We start from the raw sequence: 23741 nt of genomic DNA on the forward strand, positions 1-23741 counted from the left end.
CCTGCTTACTTATATTTATAAGCCCACTGTACCATACCCGGACGTGTAAATATTGTATATTTTGACACCCTCGTTCACGGAAGTTGCGGTAAGTGAGCCAGTTGTTTAGGAGTGTACCCTAAAAGTCGTTTTGATGCATGGACAAAGTGCGCTTGATCAACAAAATCCAGCTCCACAGCAGTTTCCGTAGCTGATTGACCATCTTTTAATAGCCGCAGTGCCCGATGCATACGATTCAACTGATAAAGTCGATAGGCCGAGAGGCCGGTTGTCCGCTTAACCAATCGAGAGTAGGCTCGAGGCGATAGCGTACTGGTTATCTGCTTAAATTTATCGTTAAAGGGACTTTCCTGTAGGTAACCAGCCGCAAAAAACTGATCAATGAGCGCCTCTGCATTATCAAAGTCGGGGAATTGCCAGTAGGTTTCATTGAACCAAAATTGCGCCGTATGATTAGACCATATAGACATCGAACGGTTGATGAATTTGCGGGCCGAGAAACCTTTTAAGCGCACGCCCGGCTGCAAGCGGATAGCCATGCACGAATAATCCGCCGCCAGTGATTCTTTGCGTGGTTTAGTCTCGGGACCTCTTAAAATAACCCTGGTACTGCCGTTTTCTTTAACGAGCGTTAACGTTATACAGGGGTCTGGAATCACTGCTCGCGATGTTGCCGCAGTGGTAGTGCATGTCCAAACCGACGCTATAAAGTCTGAGTTTGAAGCTCGTTCTCGCCAAATCAGGCTTGTATCTTTCATTTGTATATTATAACATTAATATACGTAATAGTCCAGGATTCGGGCAGCCGTCCTCCGAAAGCTCGTAAATTCTGTTTTGTCAATCTCGATAAAACAAGACTTGCACGCGCATTACTGATTAAACGTTACACTCTCCATGATAGCCTTGGCGTCCTCCATGCTAATTGCTTTTTGCCCTGCCAAGTTTAATTGAACTGTGCCGTTCGTTGTTTTAGCGTATCCAGCGTAGCGCGTATTGTCTTCGGCATAGCAAACGGTTGTTGACTCACCACCAAGCTGCATGGTCGTTGTTGGGCTATCACCACAGTCAATCTTGTCACCGCTGGCAGCGCCCAAATAAACACTATGCATTGAGCCAACTTCGCCATGATTGAGGTAGGTGTGACCATTCTTTTCTTCGACTTTGGCGTCTTTATAGAATGAAACTGAAAAAGCGACGCCACTTGGTTTATCGGTGACAGAATACTTTTGATACTTACCCGTATCAGGGGTGTTGTTATTATCATTATTGGTCGGAGTTGGCCTTGGATCACGATTGCCGGTATCGGTACCTTTGTTCTGATTCATCAGGGCAAATACGATCACGCCCAAGATAACTATTGCCGCAATAACGACAACAATAAGCATAGTTTTCTTATTTTTTGACGGTTCGCCAGGTGTCTGTGGCGCTTGAGAGTTATTTGGTTGCACATTATTGGTTGGTTGCTGCTGTGGATCCATGTAGGTTCTCCTTTTTTCAATTCGATCTCTAATTTATATTGTATCAGAGAAGTCTGGCAGGAAGTATTTTTGAAATTACGTAACCCACAAGCGAAGCGAGCAGCATTACCCAAGACTAACGAGTGTTAGCCGGTGCGTAAACCGCTAAAAGACAGCTGTCCTCTAGCTTTTGGGCATCTAACAGTTGCAAGCTTTTATTCTTTTTCAAGTTGTCGAATAGATGATCACCATAGTTAACGATCATTGGGTGCACTTTAATATGGTATTCGTCGATAAGATTTGCATCAGTCAACGACCGCACCAACACCGGGCTACCGAAGATGATAATATCGCCGCCCTCGCTCGCTTTTAGCTTTTTGATTTGCTTCTCAATATCGTTGCCCACCAACTGCTCGGGGGCTGCAAACTTGCCCCAAGCCAGCTCCTTTAGCGGACGATCGCCAGTAACCACTATTTTATGAGTAGCGTTTATTTTTTTACCGAGCGGCGAAGCATTTGCGGGCGGAAATTTCCTAACAAGATCTTCGTAGGTACCGCGACCAAGCAGGATAGTATCGACAGGTTCCATAATTTGCAGTACATAATCCGAACCCGTTCCTCGACTCTTTGCCCAAGTAGCGAAGTTAGTTTTGTCTTTTTCCGGATCGCCCGTGACCACTCCGTTAAAAGAGCTGTGAATGAATAGTATAATTTTGCGCATGATATTTTGTCCTCTTAATTCTTCTTATTGTAATGGAGATCGCAGATCGAGTTACTACCAAGCCGGCATAGACTCGTCAATCTTCTTAAACTAACTTTATCGTAAAAGCCTAGACCTCGTTGCTGACCGCCCTACGCTTACCGGTTACTGCCCGGGCTCTGCCGGCGCCTTGCGAGGCATCAGGAAAACGAAGGGGATGCTCAAGGCGGTTGCCACCAGAACGACAATCAAGGTAACTGTCATTGCGTAATCGAACCCACTGGCTGCCGCCTGGAAGAAGACCGACGTAACAGCGGCCGAACCGATAGCTGATGAAAGCTGCTGAATTGAAGTCAATGAGCCGCTGGCGCTGCCGGCTTCGTCGGGCTTTGCATCGCCAAGGGCAACGGTAGGAATAGTAGTAAAGCACAAGCCAGTCCCAATGCCGACGATAAAGAAGGCTGGCACTAAAGCCCAAATATTGATACTAAGACCAAAGGAAGCCACTAATGCTAATACTAAGCTACAGCCCACCAGCGAGATGCCGAGCCCAATAAACACCAGCTTGCGGCCAAGCTTGGCAACCAAGCCACCCATGGCGGCAAAGCTGGCCACGATAAGCCCGGCGGTAAGTGGCACGAGCCCTAACGAGGCGTCGCGCGGGCTGGCGTGTAGCCCCTCTTGCAGGAATAGCGACAGCACAAAGAACAACCCAGTGCTGACAGCGAAGGCAATCAAGCCTACAATCATGCCAGAGGTAAAGCCGCGATTCTTTAAAAGTGACGCCTTAATAAGCGGATGTGGCGCAGTGCGTTGACGAAAGGCGAAGGCGATAAAAGACGCAATACCGACAATAATTGAGGCAATCGATGCAATTTCCCAGCCGTTCGTCGGGCCCTCAATCAGACCATAGAGCAGCCCAAACATACCCACCGCCAGCAAGCCCGAACCCCAGCCGTCAACAACCGTTGAGCGGTCGGCGTCATCGCGTGGCAAAATCTTGCTCGCAACGATTAGTCCGATGATGCCCAAAATGATATTTATCAGAAAGATCGGACGCCATGATAAGCCAAATAGGTCGGCATTAATGATGAACCCGGCCAAAACCGGGCCACCGACCGCGGAGATACCAAGAATTGGGCCAAACAATCCAAAAGCCTTGGCTAGCATGTCGGGCGTAAAGACTTTTGTCATAATTGCCATACCTTGCGGGATAAGCAGTGCGCCAAACGCTCCCTGAATGATGCGGGCGATAATAAGTAAGGTTGGGTCGGTTGCAAAGCCAATGATGGCTGAAGCAACGGTAAACCCACCCATGCCGATCAAAAAGAGCCGGCGCTGGCCATATTTATCGCCCAGTCGTCCACTAATCAGTAATAAGATACCCATAGCGAGCAAATAAGCTGGTCCCACCCATTTAATCAGACTCTCGCCACCGCCAAGGCTTTCGGCGATAGTGGGGGCCGCGATATTGGTAACCGTTCCGTCAATAACGTCGATGGCGTCAGCCAGTAGCACCAACCCAAGGATCGCCCACATTCGGCGTTTCTTGCCTTTTAATTTATCAATTACTTGTTTCATATAACTTATCCAGTTGAAAGTACCTTTTATTAAAAATTAAATGCTCCCGTTTTAAGTTCGCCGGCCCTCCGGTAATTAGCAATAATAATGCCGTTCGACAAAGCGCCAGTTTCTATTAATTCAAATGTGGCCGGCTTCGTTCCTTCGGCAAATAAACGCTTACCGGTGCCGATAGTTATCGGGAATGTTCTGAGGCGTAGCTCGTCAATCAGATCATTCTCAAGCAATGTTTGAATCAGGTTACCGCTGCCCCACACCTGTAACATCGGGCCGTCTTCTTGCTTTAGCGCCTTTATCTTGGCAATCACATCGCCATCGATCAGCACCGATTCTTTCCAGGGAAGCTCTATCGGCTTATCAGACACTACATATTTTGTCGCTTTATTAAAAGCGTCAGCAATGGTGCCGGTTTGCTTTGGCCACCCTGGTGCAAATATGTCGCTGTATGTCTTGGCACCCAGCAACATATCAAACGGCTCGCTCACTTCTTTGTCAATAATTTCACCTAGAGCGCCGTCGGCAAATGGCGGGCTCCAGCCACCGTACTGAAAATCATTCGAATCGTCTTCTTTTGGTCCACCGGGCGACTGCATGACTCCATCAAGGGTCAGCATGGTAAATACTACTATTTTTCGCATATATATCCTTTTTATAACTTTCAATGGTACTATACCGAGTTGAGAGCTATAAATATTGGATATTCTGGACAATTTTAAGGACTTTGCGGCAAGTGTAGGAGCTCTTTTGGCGTGTGGCCTAAAAATTGCTTGGCCGCCCGAACTAAATGGGCTTGATCGACAAAGCCGAGATCGGCGGCGACAGCTGCGGCAGGAACGCCCTGCTTAAGTAATTGCAGTGCCTGGTGGATCCTTTGCAGCTGACGGAGCTTATAAGGTGAAAGTCCGGTTGTGCGCTTAACTAACCGAGAGTAACTTTTCGATGACATGCCTTGCAGGGGAATTTTTTCACTACTCAACGGCTTGCCACTAATGAGGCCGAGATTTTGCATCTGCATTACGAGCTGCTCGGCGTGACGAAAGTCAGGAAATTGCAACCACATGCCTTCAAATAAAAATCGCGCCTCGTTGTCGGCTGGCAGCGTCAAGAAGCTGTCGGTAAACTGCTCGGCTGGAAAGTTTCTTAACACTACCCCCGGCTGCAGACGAATCGCCGTCCAGGTGTAGCCCGGGAGCAATACTTCGCCGCGCGGTTTGGTTTCAGGGCCTCTTAGTATCACCTCGGTGCTGTCGGCACTTTTTACCAGGATAATAGAAATACACGGATCAGCAAGGACAGTGCGTGAAGTAATTTCGGAAGCATTGCAAGTCCAGACTGAAGCTATAGCCTCTAGCTCCGTCGTGCGTTCCCTCCAAATAAGCGTTGTGCTGTTCATATATATAGTATATCGCTTAACCGTGCAAGGACCTCATGCAGTTTATGCTTTTCTAATGCCAATTTGGCTTCGCAATTGCCTGACAAAGTCAATCTATGCGGTATGCTACTTGTAGTAAATATGAATCTAGACGATCTTCGTCTTAAGCGATCCGACTGTCTTTATGACAGTTCTCCGCCTACTTTTGGCTTGTCAGCGCATACCCTTATAATTTTAATCTTTTTTTCATACTTAATAGTTATGCTAAATATGCCAGTTAAGGAATTAGAGGCAGTAAAGGTATACCACGAGTGTAGAAAATTATGGAGACAGCAAAAAAGACGCACTATAGCACAAATGATGGGTTTAGGATTATTAGTATCACAGAGGCAATCGAGCGTGCACAATACAATGAAGCTGGCATTGCCATGACGCCGCTTGGATCATATGAAATTGCCGGTCAAGAAATCGATATATTACTGGTTAGCATGCAGCCCCTTAAGGCCGTGTCAGCGCACTTACATCTTGAAGGCGGTGAGTCGCAAATCGCCCTAACACCAGTACGGGCTATTTTTGGCCGTCCATACAAAAATGACGATGGTGATTATACATTCACGCCGGATGGTCGGGTGGAGTTTGAAGTTATCGTTAATCGCATTGTCTCGCCACAGGAAATCGTGTCAATTCCCAAAGGTTTCGTACATGGATACGGCAATCCAAGCGATCGCCACAATGCACATATCATTTTTAATCTTCCCCACACCCATACGACGGCTGAAGATAAGTTGCTAGCTAATAGTGACGTAGGTGATTTAAGTAGTGCCTTAACCGAAGAAGAGTATCAGCGCTATTCCTTACAAGCGGGTTTTCCGGCCATGCTGCCAATTCAGTAAGCCGCGGCGTGAGTATTATTTTAACAAACAGGGGACATTTAGTTGAAAGCTTTGATAAAACGACAAAAAAGTCCAGGATTATGGCTCGAAGAAGTGCCTATCCCATCGATTGGGCCGCACGAGGTATTAGTGCGCGTGCTCCGTACGGGCATTTGCGGGACCGATTTACATATTTACGACTGGGATAAGTGGGCACAAACCACGGTACCGGCCCCTTTGATCATAGGCCATGAATTCGTTGGCGTGGTTGAGAAAGTTGGCGCCAAGGTAAAAAATGTCTCCCCAGGCACTTTAGTGAGCGGCGAAGGACATCTAGTATGTAATACCTGCCATAACTGTCGCTCAAACATGAAACACCTCTGTCCGCAAACAAAGGTTATCGGCGTACACATACCCGGAGCTTTTGCCGAGTACATCGCAATGCCTGCCGAAAATATATGGAAGCATTCTCCTGATACAGCAATTGATGTGGCGGCAATTTTTGACCCATTCGGCAATGCCGTGCATACGGCGAGCATGTTTGATCTTGCGGAGGCTGACGTTTTAGTTACTGGCGCCGGACCAATTGGTATTATGGCTGCGCTTGTGGCGCAGGCAAAAGGCGCAAGAAAGGTTATGATTACCGATGTTAACGAGTATCGTCTTTCGCTCGCGCGACAAGCAGGGGTACAGACAGCGATCAACGTTTCAACTAGCTCGCTTGCAGACGTCCGCCAACAATATGGCATTATCGATGGCTTTAAGGTAGGGTTTGAGATGTCTGGCACTACGCCCGCGCTCAATGACATGATCTCGCATAGCGTACCTGGCGGCAAAATCGCCGCCCTCGGCTTGCCGGCAGGAACCGTGCAACCCGACTGGTCAACTATTGTCACGAAAATGCTGACTATCAAGGGAGTTTTTGGGCGCGAAATGTTTGCCACCTGGCAGGCTATGTCACAGTTACTTAAAGATGGGCTCGATATAGCATCGGTTATTACGCACCGGTTTGGATTTGCCGATTTTGAAAAAGCATTTGCGGCGGCCCGGAGTGGAGATTCGGGAAAAGTAATCTTAAATTGGGAAACGCCACAGCTTTAACTTCTTGTGTTGGCGTTAGTAGCCGTAGTGGCGCGGCAAATTCCATCGACTAGCTTGCTCTTTTTGCCTTTAGCGCCTCAAAGCCTGGGGCGTTGTCAATTAGCTTCAACTATCCTGGCGCTTCCCCTAATCCCGTGATCGGGAGTTGTTTAATCTTTTTTTCATACTTAATAGCTATGCTAAAAGTAGCCCATCGGGGCAAGTTAAAACAAAAAGGAGGGCCTATGCCTATAAATTTTAAAAAAGTAAGTTCTTTGCTGGCCGTTGGCGGTTTGGTGCTCAGCTCGGTGTTTGTATCGACACCAGCTCATGCGTCTACTTACATGTGCGATGACACAGAGGCAACAATCGTTGGCACGAGTGGATCTGATATTCTCACCGGTACTGCCGGTGTTGATGTTATTGTTGGGTTGGGTGGCAACGATGTTATATCTGGCCTCGGTGGGGACGATCGAATTTGTGCTGGCGAGGGCGACGACACAGTCTATGGCGACGTTGAAATACGCGAACCGGGCGTAGCCTTGGGTGACAACGATAGAATTTTTGGGGAAGCCGGCAACGATGAACTTTTGGGTGATTTCCGCGAGCTCACAACTGATTCGCCTGGCGGGGGAGCGATCGGCAATGATGACTACATTGATGGCGGTGCCGGCGCAGATGTTATTGCTGGCGGCTTCATAGATGTCACTATAACTACCGCTTCCGTTTCTGCAAATAACGGCAACGATACGCTGCTTGGTGGCGCCGACGACGATATTATTTATGGCCTCGGCAAAAACCTCACTTTCACTTTGCTTGGGCCGGTCATAATCGGGGATAGTAACAATACCATTATCGGTGGTACCGGTAACGATACGGTTTACGGCGATGTCGAAACGCTCACCTTTAGTAACGGCCTTGGTCCATTAAGCCTCACTAACGCCTGGAATGACACCATCGTCGGCATGGACGGTGATGACATAGTTTACAGTGACGTGAAGACTACTACCGGCCTGGTACTCCCCGTATCCTCTGGTAACGACACGATAAACGGTGGCGCCGGAACCGACACTGGTGACGCAAGCTTTGGCACCGATACCTGCACCGCTACGGAAGGTGTAGTGAACTGCGAACAGTAATATTCTTTTAGAGTAGTGAAATAAATGAGTCGTCGGTCGCGGCGACTCATTTAAGTGGTGCAATAAAAGCCACTTGACTTATGCGGTCTAAGCTTTTTAATCGTTTTTTAATATTCAATGGTTATGCTAAAAATAGTTGTAATTAGGCGGCCAAACCAAGGGGGACTTATGCATACATTTTAGAATAAGTTGTTGATGGCTGTGCACAGCCTGGTATTTGCTCATTCGACTTCCGATCGGCGCCAACTTTGTGTGGGCAATTAAAGTTTTAGCGACGGGTAAAAATATTCAAGACGCTGTCCACTACGTGGCTACAGCAGTGCTATAACATTTGAAAGTTTTACAGGGGAAAACACATGAAGCGGCAAGACACTTTAAAAACATTATTCGAAGCGCAGGCGCAAAAAACGCCTGGGCAAACCGCAGTAGTATATAAAACTACCAAGTTAAGCTATCAAGAGCTGGATGAGTCGAGCAATCGTTTGGCACATTTCCTCCAAGCTCAAGGGGTAAAAAAGGGCGATTTCGTCGCCTTTGTCCTTGATCGATCTGCTGATCTCATTGTTGTTATACTGGCCATAGTCAAAACCGGCGCTGTCTACGTACCGATTGCGCCAGATCTTCCGACCGAGCGGATCGAATTTATTGCCCAAGACGCCAAAGCCAAGCTTCTTATAACGACAGCCGCTATGGCGCAAAGGTTACCAAAGTTAGAATGTGAATTCTTACATCTAGACACTAGGGGACTCGAGATTAAGCAAGCGCCAGCCACATCACTAAAAGTTTCCGTAACTGCTGAAGACCTCTGCTATATTATTTATACTTCGGGTTCCACCGGCACACCAAAAGGCGTCATGGTGCCACATCGCGGCGTGGTACGACTGGCGAAACATATGGGCTATGTCGATTTTACTGAGCTACAAACCTTTTTACTGCAAACGCCTATTTCGTTCGATGTTTCTGCGTACGAAATATGGAGTGCCCTGTTAAATGGCGCGACGTTAGCCATCGCAAACCCCGAAAAACCTACACCTAGTAGTGTTATCCAGGCAATGCAAAAATATGGCGTGACGGTGCTTTCGCTTACGACGGGCTTGTTCCATTTGCTGGTTGAAGAGCAACTTGACGATCTCCGATCGCTTCGCTACATAATTGCCGGCGGTGATGTGATGCTGCCACACCTCACCGAAAAAGCCGCGCGGGCGCTGCAGAACACTACCATCATAAACGGCTACGGCCCTACCGAAAACTCTGTGTATACCACGGCCTATGCCGTAAAGCCAAACGAGAAGTTTAAGGGAGGCGTCCCAATTGGTAAGGCAATCAAAAAAACCACGACACGAATAGTAGACAGTCAGCTGAAGCCGGTAGAAAAAGGACAAGTTGGCGAACTCGTCACCGGTGGGCTTGGTGTTGCCAAGGGTTACTGGCAACGCCCTGAGCTGACGGCTGATCGTTTTGTACCCGATCCGCAACAGCCAAACGAAACACTCTATCGCACAGGCGACTTAGTGCGTGAACTCCCAAATGGCAATATAGAATTCTTGGGAAGAATCGACCAGCAAGTTAAAATTCGCGGCTTCCGTATTGAATTAGGCGAAATCGAGAATGCTATTTTAAAGTACAGTCCAGTAAAATTTTGCGCCGTTACCGTACAAGAAGCAGTACCGGGCGATAAAAGAATTGTTGCTCATATTGTCCTCCGCACAAAAAATGCTGCCTTTGACCTCACTGCTTTTAAGCAGTTCCTAGCGCAAAAAATGCCCGAATACATGCTACCGGCGCACTTTGTTATTGTTGATTCGCTGCCACTCAACAACAGTGGTAAGGTAGATAAAAAGGCACTGCCGCAAACGAGCTTCAAGCGACCCGACCTTGGTATTGCTTACGAACCACCTCGCAGCGAAAAAGAGAAGGCCATCGCGGCGCTTTGGCGTCAACTTCTACTGGTTGATGAAATCGGCATGAATGATAACTTTTTTGACCTCGGTGGTAATTCGATGCTGGCTGCCCGTGCAACGGTTCAACTGCAAAAATTGCTCGAAACGGACTTGTCGGCCGGCGCACTCTACGAGCATCCCACGATTGCTCAACTATGCCGGCTTTCAAATCGCCCCGAATCAGCCGCCGCTACACTTGACCTCGCTGCCGAAGTACAGCTTGCAGAAAACATCCAGCCCGAACAGCCATTTCGTCCCGAGACCTACCATCAACGCGCCGTCTTGCTGACTGGTGCGACAGGCTTTTTGGGTGCCTTTTTGATCCGCGAGTTGCTGCACTCTTCGCCAGACATTCAACTCTATTGCCTTGTGCGCTCCAGCAACAAGCAAGAAGCCTTGAAGCGCATTAAACACAATCTGGAAAAATATTCGCTATGGAAAGATAGCTACGCTTCTCGACTCATCCCCCTGGCGGGCAGCTTCGATAAGCCACTGCTTGGTTTGAGTCGTGCTGCATATAACCATTTGGCAAAAACTGTTGACACCATCTACCACAATGGAGCCAAGGTGAATTATGTGCAATCGTACGAATTACACAAAGCAGCAAATGTTATTGGCACCCAAAACATTATCGCCTTTGCGTGTGCCGCCCAGACAAAACCGATTCACTTCCTTTCAACCATTGTAAGTTTTGGGCCGATTGGCTATTTAGGCCACGTACAAAAAATCATGGAAGAAGATAGTCTTGATAGAAGTGAGTATGTGCTTTATAAAGACATGGGGTACGCACAGAGTAAATGGGTGGCCGAGAAAATTCTCTTGTTGGCCCGACAACGGGGAGTTCCTTCTACTATTCTTCGACCTGGGTTTATTATGGGCGAAAGCACGACCGGCATTAATAACCCAGATGATTTTGTCGCCCGGTTAGTAAAAGGCTGTATTCAATTGGGCGCATACCCGTATTTGCCGCGTCAACGGAAAGAGTTTACGCCAGTTGATTTTGTCGCCAAAGCTATTGGCACTATCTGTAAGTCACCTGACAATTTTAATAAGAGCTATCACCTTGTGCCGCCTCATCAAGAAAGTGTTGATTTAAACGATTTCTTTGTGGCGATCAAGAACACTTTTGGATACCGGCTAGAACAACGACCGTTCGCCGAGTGGGTGCAACAACTTGCTGAACTTTCAGATAGCAGTAATCCGCTCACGCCTTTCTTGCCAATGCTTACTGGAAAAACATACAAGGATCGAACGGTGTGGGAGCTCTACGAAAATATGCCGATCTACGATTCAACAAATACCCAACATGCCCTCAGGAACGCAGCTATCGTTTGCCCGCAGTTTGACCTGCACTTACTAAAAACGTACTTTAACTACATGATAGAGACAGGATTTATTCCTGAACCATCAAAGCAGACGCTGGAAGACGGTTTATCGATGGAGGAAGAATTCGAGCTACAGCCAGCCGTCGCGTAAAAATTACCGTAACAAAAAGAGAGTCGGCGCTAGGACCAACTCTCTTTTTGTTACGCCAGTAAATTCTTTATTTCACTTAGCGGTATTTCAAGACGGAAATCTCGTCGTGGTGCTCCGTCGACAACTTCGGCGTCGTTTACCCAGGCGCACACTGGTGTCGCTTTGTAGATTCGCCGTACAGCATCGCCGACGCAATCTTCAGCTGCAACACCTAGGTTTATGTTTTTGTTAGCCAGTGCTTTCCGAGCTGTTTCGAGGTCATTGATCTCTATTACTTTTGTTTGCAAGTAAACACCCTTGCATCCTTCAACCGGCACGACCGGGACAGTAGAGTCGTATATAACGATAAACGCATCGCCATTTGCTCGCACATTTTGTGAATGCTGGTTTTCTTTATCCGACAGCCAATATATGTTCATGTCATTATCGTACAAGTAAAAAACAGGGCTGTTCCATGGCTTGCCCTCGGCCGAAGCTGTCGCAACCGTGGCGTATTGAATTGATCGAATAAGTCTTTTGGCGTGCTGGATTAACGTTTCGTTCATAAAGAGTTTTCTCCATTTTCAAGCGCCACCTTGAGCTTCTGTAATGCTTGCTCGGTAACGGGATCGTTGTTTAGATCGCTCTCTTCATCCCAGGCGTAGTAGTCAAACTTCGTCGTCGTTTCATCGATTGGGCTAAAAGTGTATTGCGCAAAATACTTTGCGCCTTCTTTGGTGTAAGTAAATGTCTTGTTGTGCTCATACTGAGTTACCGGGTATCTCCCTAACGACACGCCGCCTTCGCCTTGCGGCAGATACACCGCACCGACTTTTAGAGGAAGTTCGGTTACTTCTTCGTGCACTATTTCACTGATCCATTTTGGTGTATTACGAGGGTCAACGATGAAGGAGAAAACTTCATCCAGAGGTCGATTAATTGTTACCGTTAAGCGTTTTTCTGCTCGCATACGATTTCCTCCATTACACCCGTAATTATACTTTGTGCAATAAGCGTAAGCAAATTAAGTGCACCATCAACGAGCTGGCGGCGGGTGCTTAGCGAGGTAAAACCTTCCTACTAAAAATCGTCTACATACAGGAGCGAGGGCATGGTATGGTAAGAGTATGAGCGGCATAGCCCAGGCTAATCATGCGATGCAGATACACTATTTACAGTGGAATATCGGTAGTAAAAAAAGACGAGTTCTCGCAGACGATGCAGTGGACGTGTTTATCCAGTCATTCTCGGATTTAGGTGGTATTAATGATTTTAGTAGTATTCTTTCAGCCGATGAACTTCAGCGAGCAGAGAAGCTACATGCCAGCCAAAGATACAATTGGCAAGCAGCTCGTTATTTTCTTAAAACAGTTCTTGCTCAGTATGTGGGCGGCACCCCCAAGAATATTGTCTTCGAGAAGACAGCTCACGGTAAACCCATCTTAACCGGTCGTGGCATCGAATTTTCTCTCAGCCACACCAGACGGTACGTTGCCCTGGCGATCGCAAAAGTCCCAGTTGGCATCGACATCGAAGAGGGAGATCCTGAAGTTGACATCTATGGGGTAGGGAAGCTGTGCTTTACTGCTGATGAGTATAAGATAGTGACCGAATCGTCAAGGCCACTACAGCTTTTTTACGAAACCTGGGTTACAAAAGAGGCGCACATTAAGTGCTTGGACATTACACTTGAAGAGCTAAACAACCGCTCCCAACTATCGCCAATGCAACCATTAATAGCACCAAGCGGAGTGTATGGGGCTTTAGCTTGGCAAGCTACTCGTTGAGAAACTGTTTGACTTGCCTCTAAACATAGAGAGTCGCCATTAAGACGACTCTCTACAATTCGATCGCTCCAGTTAGTATTTTTGTGTTGGATGATTATTTCATGTATTTTCCAGTTTCAAGTCATTAAAAAGCCCCGCGCACTTGAAAGCATGCACGGGGTACCGAGAAATGAGCGGTATTGTTGGCAGTTAATCTGCAGGCGTGCCTTATTTAAGGCCGACCGTGCCGAATCCATACCGCGAATGATCTTGCCTCTTGCTGCTTGGTAGGTTAGGTGTTCCAAATTATACTCGATTTCTTCCTTAGCAGCCTCAAAAGCGCAGTCAAGCCTTTGGCCGGCAGATGAGGCTTCTACGTAAGGGTATTGCGTAATGATTTTTATTGCAACCATGCGAACGTCTGGATTTTGTGCATTAATTAACTCCAGGGCCGCCTCTGCTTGCCTTTCCCGGTAGCTTTTCTTGGTTTTTTTCTGTGTATTATCACGGCTCATCATTCCACCTCTTCCAGTCTCGTACTCGAGAATGTTGCCTACAGCTACTTAAAATAAGCGCATCAAGAAAATTTGTCAAGCAACGTGAGTACTCGCCACAACCGACAGAATAACTTGGTATACTACTTACATATGCCCAAATTGCAAATCCTGCTTCATTCCTCAAAAACAATGGTACCGACAACCAGCCAACACGTCATGAGTCAACCTTTGTTTTCTAGCCAAGCAGAGGAGTTGCGGCGCTACATTAGAAGCTTATCGGTTGAAGAAATTGCAAAATGTATGAAAGTTTCTCACGGCAAAGCCGCAGAAGTTCACAAGCTATACGCTGCGCATCACACAAAATCTCCAGCCGCTGAGTGCTTTCGAGGAGATATTTATAGTGGCCTGCGTGCCCTTAATTTTACCAAAGAAGAACGCTCTTTCGCCCAAAGCCACCTGCTGATACTATCCGGGCTGTACGGCATCTTGCGACCATACGATGCGATTGAGCCCTATCGGCTTGAAGCGGCCTATCGTTTACCCAATGTGCGCTTCGCAAATTTGTATAGCTACTGGAAAGATATACTGCAAACCTGTATCGACCCTGAGGCACTTATCATTAACGTTACCTCAAAGGAATACGAGAAACTAATTACTCAGCATCTCCCAAAAAGGCAGGTTATCCCACGTTTTCTTACCAGAAAAAGCCCAGCTGCCGAGCCAGAGTTTGTCACGGTGCACGCTAAAATTGCTCGTGGCGCTTTTGCCCGATGGATTATTGCCGAGCAAACTGAAACGCCAAATTTTGAAAAATTTAAAGATTTAGGCTACCAGTACAGCGTCACTTTAAGCACGACGAACCAGCCCACTTATATTACAGAAGACTTTGGCGGTATTGGGCTGAGTCAGCGGACCAAATAGACAAATGTCCGTCTATCAAACAGCGCCTAAGGTGTTTAATTAAATTAATGTCCTAATAATACAATACTCTTAACGCACATTGTGCCATACTTTCTTTAGAATAATGAACAAGAAAGAAAGTTTATGAACAATACCTCAACTACAAATTACTCTCCGTTACAACCATTTTCCCGCCTCATCGGCAACTGGGATCTGACACACCGAGATTTTAACACTAAAGAAGAATGGGCTGGCAACGACACGTTTGCCTGGCTACCGGGAGGACGATTCCTAACTTTTCGGCATCACGAAGACGGCAATGGGAGTATCGACGGCCTTATGGTCATTGGTAATGAAATGGGCTGGGAAGAAACCGAACCTAGTACAGAGATCGTCGGCCATTGGTTCGAGAGTAGCAGTGGTCATCATTATAAATATATTTGGGAGATTGAAAGGGATACGGTTCAGTTTTGGCTTAATAACAAACAGTCGGGTTGGTTCTTTAAAGGCACTTTCTCTGAAAACGACACCCTTATCACAGGGGCTTGGCAGTGGCCCGGAGGTGGCTATGGGCTGGTGATGCGACGAAGCGCATAGTTGCGTAGTTCATGCTGGCCTGAGACAATGTTATAAAGCTACATTCAAACCAAAGGAAATATATGCCACTTTACGAACTTTTACTTACAATCGCAACCTTGCTCGTCGGGCTGATTGCGGGCTTCTTTTTTACCTTTAGTGTCATATTTATGCCCGGCTTGCGCCGACTGACAAACAAAGACTATATACGGTCATTCCAGGCCGTAGATAGCGTGCTGCAAAATAGCTTACCTGCCGTTTCAACGGCGCCGATTTTTGGAGTGGTGTTTTTTTGCGCAATCTTCAGTTTAATCGCAAGTGCAGCACTCGCAATCGGCATCGCTGGTGAAACCGATAAAATACTGTTAGTTGTCGCCGTTCTACTGTACGTTTTTGGTATGGTTCTGCCCACGATGCGTGTGCATTTGCCACTTAATAACAAGCTGCAAAGCCTTAACGTCGATACAATGAGCGATGAAGAGCTAGCTGGTGCACGCCACAATTTTGAACACGTTTGGGTAAAATGGAATGTGGTCAGGACTGTCGCCACAATACTGGCATTCTTTATTCTAATAGTTCTCTGTAAAAATATATAAGCCCAACAGTAAAGATCTCTACACTATGAAACCCGACCCAAATACCAAAACAAGCGATAGCCCAGCCGTCGTACTGCAAGCATTGACAAAAGCGTACAATCAACGAACGGTGGTTGATGCTATTAACCTACAGATTCCGCATGGCATATTCTACGGAGTTGTCGGCCCAAATGGCGCCGGGAAAACCACCACGCTTTCGATGGTTGCCGGGCTGCTAAAGCCAACTTCCGGCACCGCCTTCATTAATGGCCATGACGTATGGTCAGATCACACTCAGGCCATGGAAGCCCTGGGCATACTAATGGACGGGTTGTCGTACCCAGAACGGCTCACCGCCCGCGAATTACTTGAATACACCGGCAGATTGCGTAAAGTTAAGCCGAGCGACCTTGAACAACGGGTGACTGATCTTTTGGAAGTGCTGGAGCTTGATACTGCTAATTCCACCATGGTGGTTGATTTTTCTACCGGTATGCGAAAGAAAATTGCCCTTGGCATGGCACTGATTCATGTACCTGATGTGCTTATTCTTGATGAGCCGTTCGAATCAATCGACCCAGTTTCCGCCAACGCCATTGAAGCAGTACTGCGCCAATTTGTGAGTAGGGGAGGAACGGTGATTTTATCGAGTCACGTTATGGCGTTTGTCGAGCGCTTATGCGACAGACTAGCCATAATTGTAGCCGGAAAAGTAATCGCCGAAGGTACAGTCAAAGAAGTGGCAGCCGGCAAATCGTTGCACGAACGATTTGTAGAATTGGTAGAAACCCGCCCACCACATAAACAACTTGAGTGGCTGTAATGAAACTGCTTGCTACCTTACTTCGGCTCAAATTCCTACTTATTAAGCACGGCCCTAACGCCGAGCGCGGCTTTGGCCTGGTGACCGGCGGGGTGTTTGCGCTGCTGCTTGTTGGGCTCGCAACACCAATAATAAATGGAACGATCAGCGCGGATTGGCTGCTCGTATGCTTAACCGCTTGGGGAGTTATGTGGTTACTGGCGCCACTTATCCAGCCAACGTATACCGCTCCACTCCTCCAGCACGAATGGTTTCGCTCACTTCCACACTCGCCATACGCCATCGTGGCGGCACTTGGAGTAACCGAGCTATTTGGCGTCGGGCCGCTTATAACCGTAGTTGCGTTTGCGAGCCTACTTATACCGGCCAGTGTGGCGAGTGGGCTAGTTATGACAATAAGCATTGCGGCTGTTATCGCACAAGTCATGTTCCTTATATGGTTAGGAAAAGCTACTGCAGCAGTTGTTCAGCGATTTATGCAGCTGCGCTTTGGGCGAGCGATTGCCGCGACGCAAATGTCGTTACTACTAGCGATTTCTTTTGCCGGCTGGATACCGATTGCGGCGCTGCTTTCTTCTCAAGTTAACACTGGTATTATGCAACTTTCTGCGGGTACTATCGCCGCTGACTTGCCCACCTGGCTCGAGAATATTTTACTGCAGCTACCGACCGGCTGGGGGTTTGCCGCCGTATGGCAAGCCCTCGGGGGCAACCCGGGAGCAGCCATGGCTTACATAGCAGCACTTGTTGGCCTCACAATTATGCTATGGAGAATTTGGTTTATGGTTACCGTACAATCATTGCGCCAGCCGCCCGCCCGACAGGTGAGTGGGCTTAGGTTGAATGCAAAAGCCCGAACATTCTCCGCATTCCTGCCAGATTCCCAGCTCCAGGCTACCCTCACCCGCGAGATTAAAACCTGGTTTCGCGATCCGGTTCGTTCTTTAGAACTACGGCACGCTTGGCTAACGCCGATTTTTATGGCGGTTATTGTTTGGTTATCTGGCTGGGACTGGGCACTGCCTTTTACAGGAGTAGCCTTTGCGGTTTTCGGCGCCATGGTGGCGGTAAATACTTACGCGCTTGACGGAACCGCCTTTTGGCAGCTACTTACTACACCAGGCGCGCTTAAAGCTGACCTTTACGGAAGATATCTCGCCTGGCTGGTGTTGTTTGGTGCGCCAGCAATTATTAGTACGCTGCTTCTCGGCGCCGTAAGCGGTTCGCCACTCACCACCACGGCGATTGGCGCAACGCTGGCAGCAATCGCTACGGGCTGCACAATAGCAACATTACTCGCGGTCGTCATGCCGGCCATCGGCACCGACGCACGCCAACGCGTAAGGCTCGGGCAACGCGCCGGCGATGCGACTGGCGGCCAGATGACGGTGTTTCCAGCAGTGCTACTAGGCGCAGCCTTACCGGTAATCATAGCGGTAGTTGCCGGATACGGAGCTGCTTCGCTAGCTCCGATTATCGCGGGTTTGTTGGTTGCAGTGGCCATTGCTATTGCGGTGTCGCGTCTCACAAATGCTCTTTTGCAGCGACGGCAATTACAGTTTTACACGCTCTTACTCGGTAAGGCATAGGTTACCGTAGACTATGCAGCGATATAGTTTGTATCAGTAGAGTCCTAGCCCGGCAGCTCATTGACCTTCTTAATAAATGCTTTCATCAATGCCGAAGCTGGCGCAGCATGCGTTTCGAGCAAAAAGTGTCCGCCATCTAATATATGGGCCTCCATGCGCGGAAGATCTTCCATCCAGGAAACCGTCTCGGCAAGATCGAAGAAAACATCGTGTCGTCCCCAAACCATGAGCGCCGGTGGCTGAAATGACCGAAGGTACTCGGAAATTTGGGCAAACTTCTTAACGTAGTTCCCGTAGTCGGCTACAAGTGCTCGGTTGGCAGCCAATCTGCCTGGCAATGACATCACCCGCCAGTCTTCTTCCCAGACTGATGGCGAGATTTTGCGGGCAATATCGTCCGGCACGCCGCTCACATATTGATCACGCACACCTTCAAAGGTGAGGTGAGCGGTGGCAGTGGCTTCGGTTTTTTCGGTAGGGTTCTTCCAGAACTCCTGCGTCGCCTGCCACTGCGGCCCAAATCCGGTGCGATGTGCATTGGCGTTTTGTATAATCAAGCCTTTCACCAGCTCAGGCTGATCCATGGCAAGGCGCAGCCCAACCGGCGCGCCAAAATCATGCAAGTAAATAAAGCGTTCGCGAACACCTAAGCGCTTAAGCAGCTCCGTTACAGACTGAGCTAAGTTATCGAACGAGGTTTCCTCCAGCACATCAGAATCGCCAAAACCAGGTAAATCTGGCGCAATCACATAAGCTTCTTCAGCTAGCACAGGCAAAATGTCACGAAAAGTATTAGCCGAACTGGGAAAGCCATGCAGCAGTAAAAGTGCCGGGCGGGTTTCATCGCCAGCAGTAACAAAAGCCAATTTGTTACCATTTTTTAGGATGATAGAATTTCTTTCTTGCATACCTCTATTTTACCATTTGAGAGGAAGAGCGCTTTGTAGCGATCGTCTTATCGATAACCAATCATTCTATTAGCACAGATCTCGATCGTATCACCACTGGTTACGAATTCCCTTCGCTTCGAGCTCGAAAGCATGGAGCGACCGCTGTACCTGTACACTTTGATAAGCATCAAACACGAGTAGATGATAGCCTACCGGCAAAAAGCTGCTCGGTTGCCGCTAAACGACGAGCAACCCGACCGCCGAGCAAAGGCCGTCAGCAGCGTGAGCTTATGACTAATGCTGATGCATCGAGTTACCTGAGCCAGCTCGGCCTCGGTACTGGCGCGTCGGTCATAGTGAGTGTAAAATTATAGTCGGACGTCAGCTTCTGAAACAAACGAGCCTCGTCTTTTTCACATCCATACTGTGATTCCTGTTTTACCATTATTAATAGTCCTTTCGTTTCGGGTATCCGACCTGGTGGCATGTCTTTGACAATGGCAGAAAATTACCCGTTGTTTTTAAGATGTCGCTGAGATGTGAAATGAATATGAAATTTACCCAAGCTGCTTTTAAAAAAATTCACACCATTTTCACAATCAATCGCTACGCTTAGCACTCATTAATTTAAGTAGTGACACAATTGGAATAACACCGCGCCTGAAGCAGAAACAAAATGAGATCAAACCGAAATTATCACACTCGCACTTATAAACCCGTCAAAAAGCCGCGTCGCCGACTATTATTTGGCAGCTTAGTGAGCATTATTCCGGTTGTGTTTCTTGGCTATGGCATGATGACGTTAGGAAAAGACGTTGCCCAACCTCCACCGGCAGTAACAGTTCCGTCACCCGAAGTTTCAAAACCCAAAAAAATACAGCCTCTCTGGCCAGCAACGGGGCAGGCAGCGATTGGCAGTCTAGAGGATGGCCTGCTGGCGCGTTCATCACCGAACGAAATAGCGCGCCCGATAGCCAGCATGGCAAAAGTTATCACTGCTTTAGCGATCATGGAAAAGCAACCGCTCGAGCTCGGCCAATCTGGCCTACCCTATACACTCACCGTCGAAGACGTAGTGAATTATCACCAGTATGTCGCCAAGAACGGCTCGGTAGTGCCAGTATATGAAGGCATGGTCCTCACTCAGTACCAAGCCATGCAGGCGATGCTGATTGTTTCGGGAAACAACATGGCCGACACTTTGGTCAAAAGGATATTTGGTTCGATGGAGGCATACACCTCGTACGCCCAAGACATGGTGCAGCGCATGGGACTCCACCAGATAGTTGTCGCCGACGCCAGTGGGTATAGCCCAGCCACAATAGGCACACCATCTGAAGTCGTTGCGCTCGGCATCGCAGCACTCAAAAATCCGGTAATTGCCGAAATCGTAGCACAACCAGAAGCCTGGCTTCCGGACATTGGCCACATAAAGAACACTAATAAACTACTTGGCACCGAAGGCGTAATTGGTATCAAAACCGGCACCACTGATGAAGCCGGTAGTTGCTTGTTGTTTGCCGCACGTCACACCAATAAAGATGGGCAAAATATAACAATCGTGGGGGTTGTTATGGGTAACCCCAATCTTCGCAGCCTCTACACAGATAGTCGGCAGTTGCTTACGTCAGTAAAGCATGAGTTAGGCTCGGTCAAGACTTCTTCTAAAGAACAAGACAACGCACAATAACTTTTAGTTAATCTTGGCCTTACTCTCTCCAGGCTTAAGATATGTGATGCTACTCTGACTCTTGCATTCGCAAAAGCTCATCCTGACACTATATAACCGAATCAGACTCGTGTTATACTACTAAGCAAGATTGGAAACTTACACTAAAGATTTACGGAGATACTAATGGGTAAAATAACACTAAGCATGATGGTAACCCTCGACGGCTATGTTGCCGATCCTAACAACGAGCTCGACTGGGTGACCTGGGAAGAAGCAATGGACCACGACGCCACCAAGCTTATGGAGTCGGTAGATGCCATGCTGGTTGGCTACGGCGCCTACAAAGATATGGTCTCGTACTGGCCAGCCGCCCTTACCAAAGCCAACAGCGAGGGCGAGCGAGTTTTTGCCGAGCACATCAATGAAAAACCTAAAATCATCCTGTCGCAAACCGAAGAAGAGCTACTGTGGAAGAATGAAGAGCTAGTTGTTGTAACGGATCTCGTGAAACAAATCTCTGAGCTGCGCGAACAAAAGGGGAATTTAGTATTGTATGGCGGCGTAGGTATCGCGCAGGCATTCGTAGAAAATGGCCTGATCGATGAATATCATCTGTTCGTGAGCCCCGTCGCGATCGGCAGCGGCAAACCGCTCTTCAACAACCTCAAGCAACCTCTGGCACTTCATAAAACAGAAGCCAAGGTCTACGAATCTGGTGCACTGCTGCTGCGCTATCAGACAAAGAATCTTGAAGCATAAATAATTTTCTGTTAAAACTGGTGAAGATGGAGGCGTAACAAGACACTTCCATTAGATACTTAATACCTTGCCTTTATCGCGTTGCTTAAAGAGCTTCTGTGTACTGTGTTCAATCAGTATTAGTATAAATTAAGTATTCATGTTATAATATGCAAATATGAATACTCCCGAATATCTTCATCGTGCCCCACGTGACCCTGAGGCGGCAATAGCTACTCTAGAGACCCGCCAGTTGGTTGAACTAGATGACAGATTTACTAATTCTGAAGCCAATGTGGCTCGAATTGATAACCCCTGGCTGCAAGTTATCGCTGCAGAACGTTCACAACGCGCCCGAAGTCTTAAGGCCATACAAGAATATCGCCCACCGACAGTTGAAGGCCCAGATTATGATATCGAAAGAGGCCCGTCGGGTTATTTAGAACAGGCGAGAAGAGTTAATCTTGCAGCTGCATTAAATCCAGATCAGATGAGTAAACTGCCGGACAAAGCCTTACTAGGGAACTTGGTGCAATCATACATTTTACCGGAACTGCGTCGAGCCTCGGGCGACAACATCGACCTCACCTCTGATGAAATGCTTGACTTCCTCACCGCTAACCTGCAAGGAATCGTCTTGATGCCACACAGCGCCGCAGCGACATCGTATGAAAACGCCAAATACGAAGTTATCCGCTCACACATACCCGATGCATCACCCGCGCAGCCTCATAAACTAAAATATCAGGTACATAAGTTAGGCTTCAAAAAAGAAAATATTGAAAACCTACGCATTGCGGTTGAAGACGTACCGTTTCGATCGGCCGCACCTGATTTTTATCAAATACCTCGCACGCATCAAAATAATATCCTTCTAGCTATTACCGACGAATGGGTAAAAATGTGCACCTATATTGATACTATCGACCCTACGCTTTTACCTCAATATGCACATCCGCCACAAATGCCTCTGGCTTACCGCTCTTTCCTTGAACTTCATCAGGCGGTAGCGCGCAATTCACTGGTACCTCGAGAAGAAATTTGTAGGATCTTTTTGCAGCGACCCCAAGAGTTTGAAGAAGAATTGCGACGCAAAAGTGAGATTACCGCGCGAAATCTAAACACTGCAAAGAGTTTAGCGCGCGCAGCGGTTAACAATCAGTTTGTTCAAAATTTAGCAGTTACTCCACCACTCTCAAGGCCCGAAGCCAATCGCACCGAAAACAATACCACTACCACTCCTGAAACACCAGAAGAAAATAGTAATCTTATAGAAATTCAAGCCCTCCTTAACGACCCCGATGTCAATTCAGCCGTGCTTGAGGCAGGCCTTGGCGAATCGGTTTTGGTGACCAAACCCGACAACCTCATCCCGGCCAGGCAATTCGATAAGCTTATCGACAAACATATCGAACTCATTGGTCGCGCCTTGTGGGAAAATATGGATGAAAAAGATAATGGCGGCCTCCGCTTAACTGGTTGGGACACTGTAGAGGCTGGTGCGCTGCTGCGCGGTAAATTCTATGGCAATCTACGCAACCTAAAGATTACTCAAGCCCCAGTGACCGATGAACGCCTACTTAACAATCTTAGATTGCAGATAGCTGGCCTGCCTCCAACCGGTGAAGCGCTGCAGCTATTGCTTGAAGCCGAGCTGAAACCAACCGGCAAGAAATCAGAGCCAGTACTGCTTTCGCTGGTGATCCTTATCCGTAAAGCTCAAGCTGGACAAAGAAACCACGACACACTCGGCAAGATTAAAACCGGCTTGCGAACAACGGGTCCGGAAGTCGCGCGCAAGCTTAACGATAAAGCCATGGCTGTTGGTCGGGCTAATGAATTCATTAACCGCAGCAAACCACTGAGCGCAGGGCTTCCAGGCTTGGGCCGTAGTCGCTAATGACAGGCAGCAATTGATTCACCTCACTACAAACTTCACGACAAAACGAGCGTACTTGCTTCATATTACGAATGAACGCCTTGTGCCCAGCCAGAGTCGCCTCAATGCCATAATTCGAGTGGCCTGATGGCTAAACTAGATAGCACTACAATTCGCTTATCTCGATCGACATAAGCGAACGCATCGTCAATCCACTCGGCAATTCTTTTGCTCGTCAGT

The 23741-nt window shown here is 47.8% G+C and carries 23 protein-coding genes; 13 read left to right on the top strand and 10 right to left on the bottom strand.

The window, feature by feature from the left end:
* Nucleotides 1-74: 74 nt before the first annotated feature.
* From VD907_03435 to VD907_03460, 6 genes are all read right to left on the bottom strand, one after another.
* Nucleotides 75-758 (bottom strand): helix-turn-helix domain-containing protein, encoded by a 684-nt coding sequence (locus VD907_03435; protein ID HYG83904.1) that lies wholly within the window; start codon nucleotides 756-758, stop codon nucleotides 75-77.
* A 111-nt stretch (nucleotides 759-869) separates the two neighbouring features.
* On the bottom strand, nucleotides 870-1478 hold the full coding sequence (locus tag VD907_03440) for a hypothetical protein (GenBank protein HYG83905.1): 609 nt from the start codon (nucleotides 1476-1478) through the stop codon (nucleotides 870-872).
* A 115-nt stretch (nucleotides 1479-1593) separates the two neighbouring features.
* Nucleotides 1594-2178 (bottom strand): dihydrofolate reductase family protein, encoded by a 585-nt coding sequence (locus VD907_03445; GenBank protein ID HYG83906.1) that lies wholly within the window; start codon nucleotides 2176-2178, stop codon nucleotides 1594-1596.
* A gap of 144 nt (nucleotides 2179-2322) precedes the next feature.
* On the bottom strand, nucleotides 2323-3738 hold the full coding sequence (locus tag VD907_03450; protein ID HYG83907.1) for an MFS transporter: 1416 nt from the start codon (nucleotides 3736-3738) through the stop codon (nucleotides 2323-2325).
* Between the two features lie 29 nt (nucleotides 3739-3767).
* Nucleotides 3768-4376, bottom strand: a complete 609-nt coding sequence (locus tag VD907_03455; protein ID HYG83908.1) for a dihydrofolate reductase family protein — start codon at nucleotides 4374-4376, stop codon at nucleotides 3768-3770.
* A gap of 74 nt (nucleotides 4377-4450) precedes the next feature.
* Nucleotides 4451-5131, bottom strand: coding sequence for a helix-turn-helix domain-containing protein (locus tag VD907_03460; GenBank protein HYG83909.1), 681 nt, complete (start codon nucleotides 5129-5131; stop codon nucleotides 4451-4453).
* A 302-nt stretch (nucleotides 5132-5433) separates the two neighbouring features.
* On the opposite strand from VD907_03460, the gene VD907_03465 reads away from it, so the two are divergent.
* From VD907_03465 to VD907_03480, 4 genes are all read left to right on the top strand, one after another.
* Nucleotides 5434-6003 (top strand): hypothetical protein, encoded by a 570-nt coding sequence (locus VD907_03465; GenBank protein ID HYG83910.1) that lies wholly within the window; start codon nucleotides 5434-5436, stop codon nucleotides 6001-6003.
* Between the two features lie 51 nt (nucleotides 6004-6054).
* Nucleotides 6055-7083: an L-threonine 3-dehydrogenase gene (tdh, locus tag VD907_03470; GenBank protein HYG83911.1), complete on the top strand. Its 1029-nt coding sequence runs from the start codon at nucleotides 6055-6057 to the stop codon at nucleotides 7081-7083.
* A 224-nt stretch (nucleotides 7084-7307) separates the two neighbouring features.
* Entirely contained in the window at nucleotides 7308-8201 is an 894-nt protein-coding gene (locus VD907_03475) for a calcium-binding protein (GenBank protein ID HYG83912.1), read from the top strand.
* Nucleotides 8202-8557: 356 nt separating this feature from the next.
* Nucleotides 8558-11617, top strand: a complete 3060-nt coding sequence (locus VD907_03480; protein ID HYG83913.1) for an amino acid adenylation domain-containing protein — start codon at nucleotides 8558-8560, stop codon at nucleotides 11615-11617.
* A gap of 50 nt (nucleotides 11618-11667) precedes the next feature.
* On the opposite strand, the gene VD907_03485 is transcribed toward VD907_03480, so the two are convergent.
* Nucleotides 11668-12162, bottom strand: a complete 495-nt coding sequence (locus VD907_03485; protein ID HYG83914.1) for a pyridoxamine 5'-phosphate oxidase family protein — start codon at nucleotides 12160-12162, stop codon at nucleotides 11668-11670.
* Nucleotides 12159-12566 (bottom strand): SRPBCC family protein, encoded by a 408-nt coding sequence (locus VD907_03490; GenBank protein HYG83915.1) that lies wholly within the window; start codon nucleotides 12564-12566, stop codon nucleotides 12159-12161. Before VD907_03490 ends, VD907_03485 begins: the two co-directional genes overlap by 4 nt.
* 157 nt (nucleotides 12567-12723) lie before the next feature.
* On the opposite strand from VD907_03490, the gene VD907_03495 reads away from it, so the two are divergent.
* A complete protein-coding gene (locus VD907_03495; GenBank protein HYG83916.1) occupies nucleotides 12724-13383 on the top strand; it encodes a 4'-phosphopantetheinyl transferase superfamily protein in 660 nt (219 codons plus the stop codon).
* A 116-nt stretch (nucleotides 13384-13499) separates the two neighbouring features.
* On the opposite strand, the gene VD907_03500 is transcribed toward VD907_03495, so the two are convergent.
* Complete coding sequence (locus tag VD907_03500) at nucleotides 13500-13880, bottom strand: hypothetical protein (GenBank protein ID HYG83917.1); 381 nt, start codon at nucleotides 13878-13880, stop codon at nucleotides 13500-13502.
* A gap of 129 nt (nucleotides 13881-14009) precedes the next feature.
* Between VD907_03500 and VD907_03505 the strand changes: the two genes are divergently transcribed.
* The 5 genes from VD907_03505 (at nucleotide 14010) to VD907_03525 (ending at nucleotide 18322) form a co-directional block, all read left to right on the top strand.
* Complete coding sequence (locus VD907_03505; protein HYG83918.1) at nucleotides 14010-14780, top strand: YaaA family protein; 771 nt, start codon at nucleotides 14010-14012, stop codon at nucleotides 14778-14780.
* 123 nt (nucleotides 14781-14903) lie between these two features.
* Nucleotides 14904-15356: a hypothetical protein gene (locus VD907_03510; GenBank protein ID HYG83919.1), complete on the top strand. Its 453-nt coding sequence runs from the start codon at nucleotides 14904-14906 to the stop codon at nucleotides 15354-15356.
* A 62-nt stretch (nucleotides 15357-15418) separates the two neighbouring features.
* Nucleotides 15419-15931: a DUF1772 domain-containing protein gene (locus VD907_03515; protein ID HYG83920.1), complete on the top strand. Its 513-nt coding sequence runs from the start codon at nucleotides 15419-15421 to the stop codon at nucleotides 15929-15931.
* 25 nt (nucleotides 15932-15956) lie between these two features.
* Nucleotides 15957-16733, top strand: coding sequence for an ABC transporter ATP-binding protein (locus VD907_03520; GenBank protein ID HYG83921.1), 777 nt, complete (start codon nucleotides 15957-15959; stop codon nucleotides 16731-16733).
* Nucleotides 16733-18322 (top strand): hypothetical protein, encoded by a 1590-nt coding sequence (locus tag VD907_03525; protein HYG83922.1) that lies wholly within the window; start codon nucleotides 16733-16735, stop codon nucleotides 18320-18322. Before VD907_03520 ends, VD907_03525 begins: the two co-directional genes overlap by 1 nt.
* Before the next feature lie 44 nt (nucleotides 18323-18366).
* Here VD907_03525 and VD907_03530 read toward each other — a convergent pair whose 3' ends face one another.
* Entirely contained in the window at nucleotides 18367-19230 is an 864-nt protein-coding gene (locus VD907_03530) for an alpha/beta hydrolase (protein HYG83923.1), read from the bottom strand.
* Between the two features lie 658 nt (nucleotides 19231-19888).
* Between VD907_03530 and VD907_03535 the strand changes: the two genes are divergently transcribed.
* From VD907_03535 to VD907_03545, 3 genes are all read left to right on the top strand, one after another.
* Complete coding sequence (locus VD907_03535; GenBank protein HYG83924.1) at nucleotides 19889-20902, top strand: D-alanyl-D-alanine carboxypeptidase; 1014 nt, start codon at nucleotides 19889-19891, stop codon at nucleotides 20900-20902.
* Nucleotides 20903-21067: 165 nt separating this feature from the next.
* A complete protein-coding gene (locus tag VD907_03540; GenBank protein ID HYG83925.1) occupies nucleotides 21068-21643 on the top strand; it encodes a dihydrofolate reductase family protein in 576 nt (191 codons plus the stop codon).
* A 157-nt stretch (nucleotides 21644-21800) separates the two neighbouring features.
* Nucleotides 21801-23522 (top strand): hypothetical protein, encoded by a 1722-nt coding sequence (locus VD907_03545; GenBank protein HYG83926.1) that lies wholly within the window; start codon nucleotides 21801-21803, stop codon nucleotides 23520-23522.
* The last annotated feature ends 219 nt before the right edge of the window (nucleotides 23523-23741 follow it).

This window comes from Verrucomicrobiia bacterium, from assembly GCA_035629335.1.
Taxonomy (GTDB): domain Bacteria; phylum Patescibacteriota; class Saccharimonadia; order Saccharimonadales; family Saccharimonadaceae; genus DASUUR01.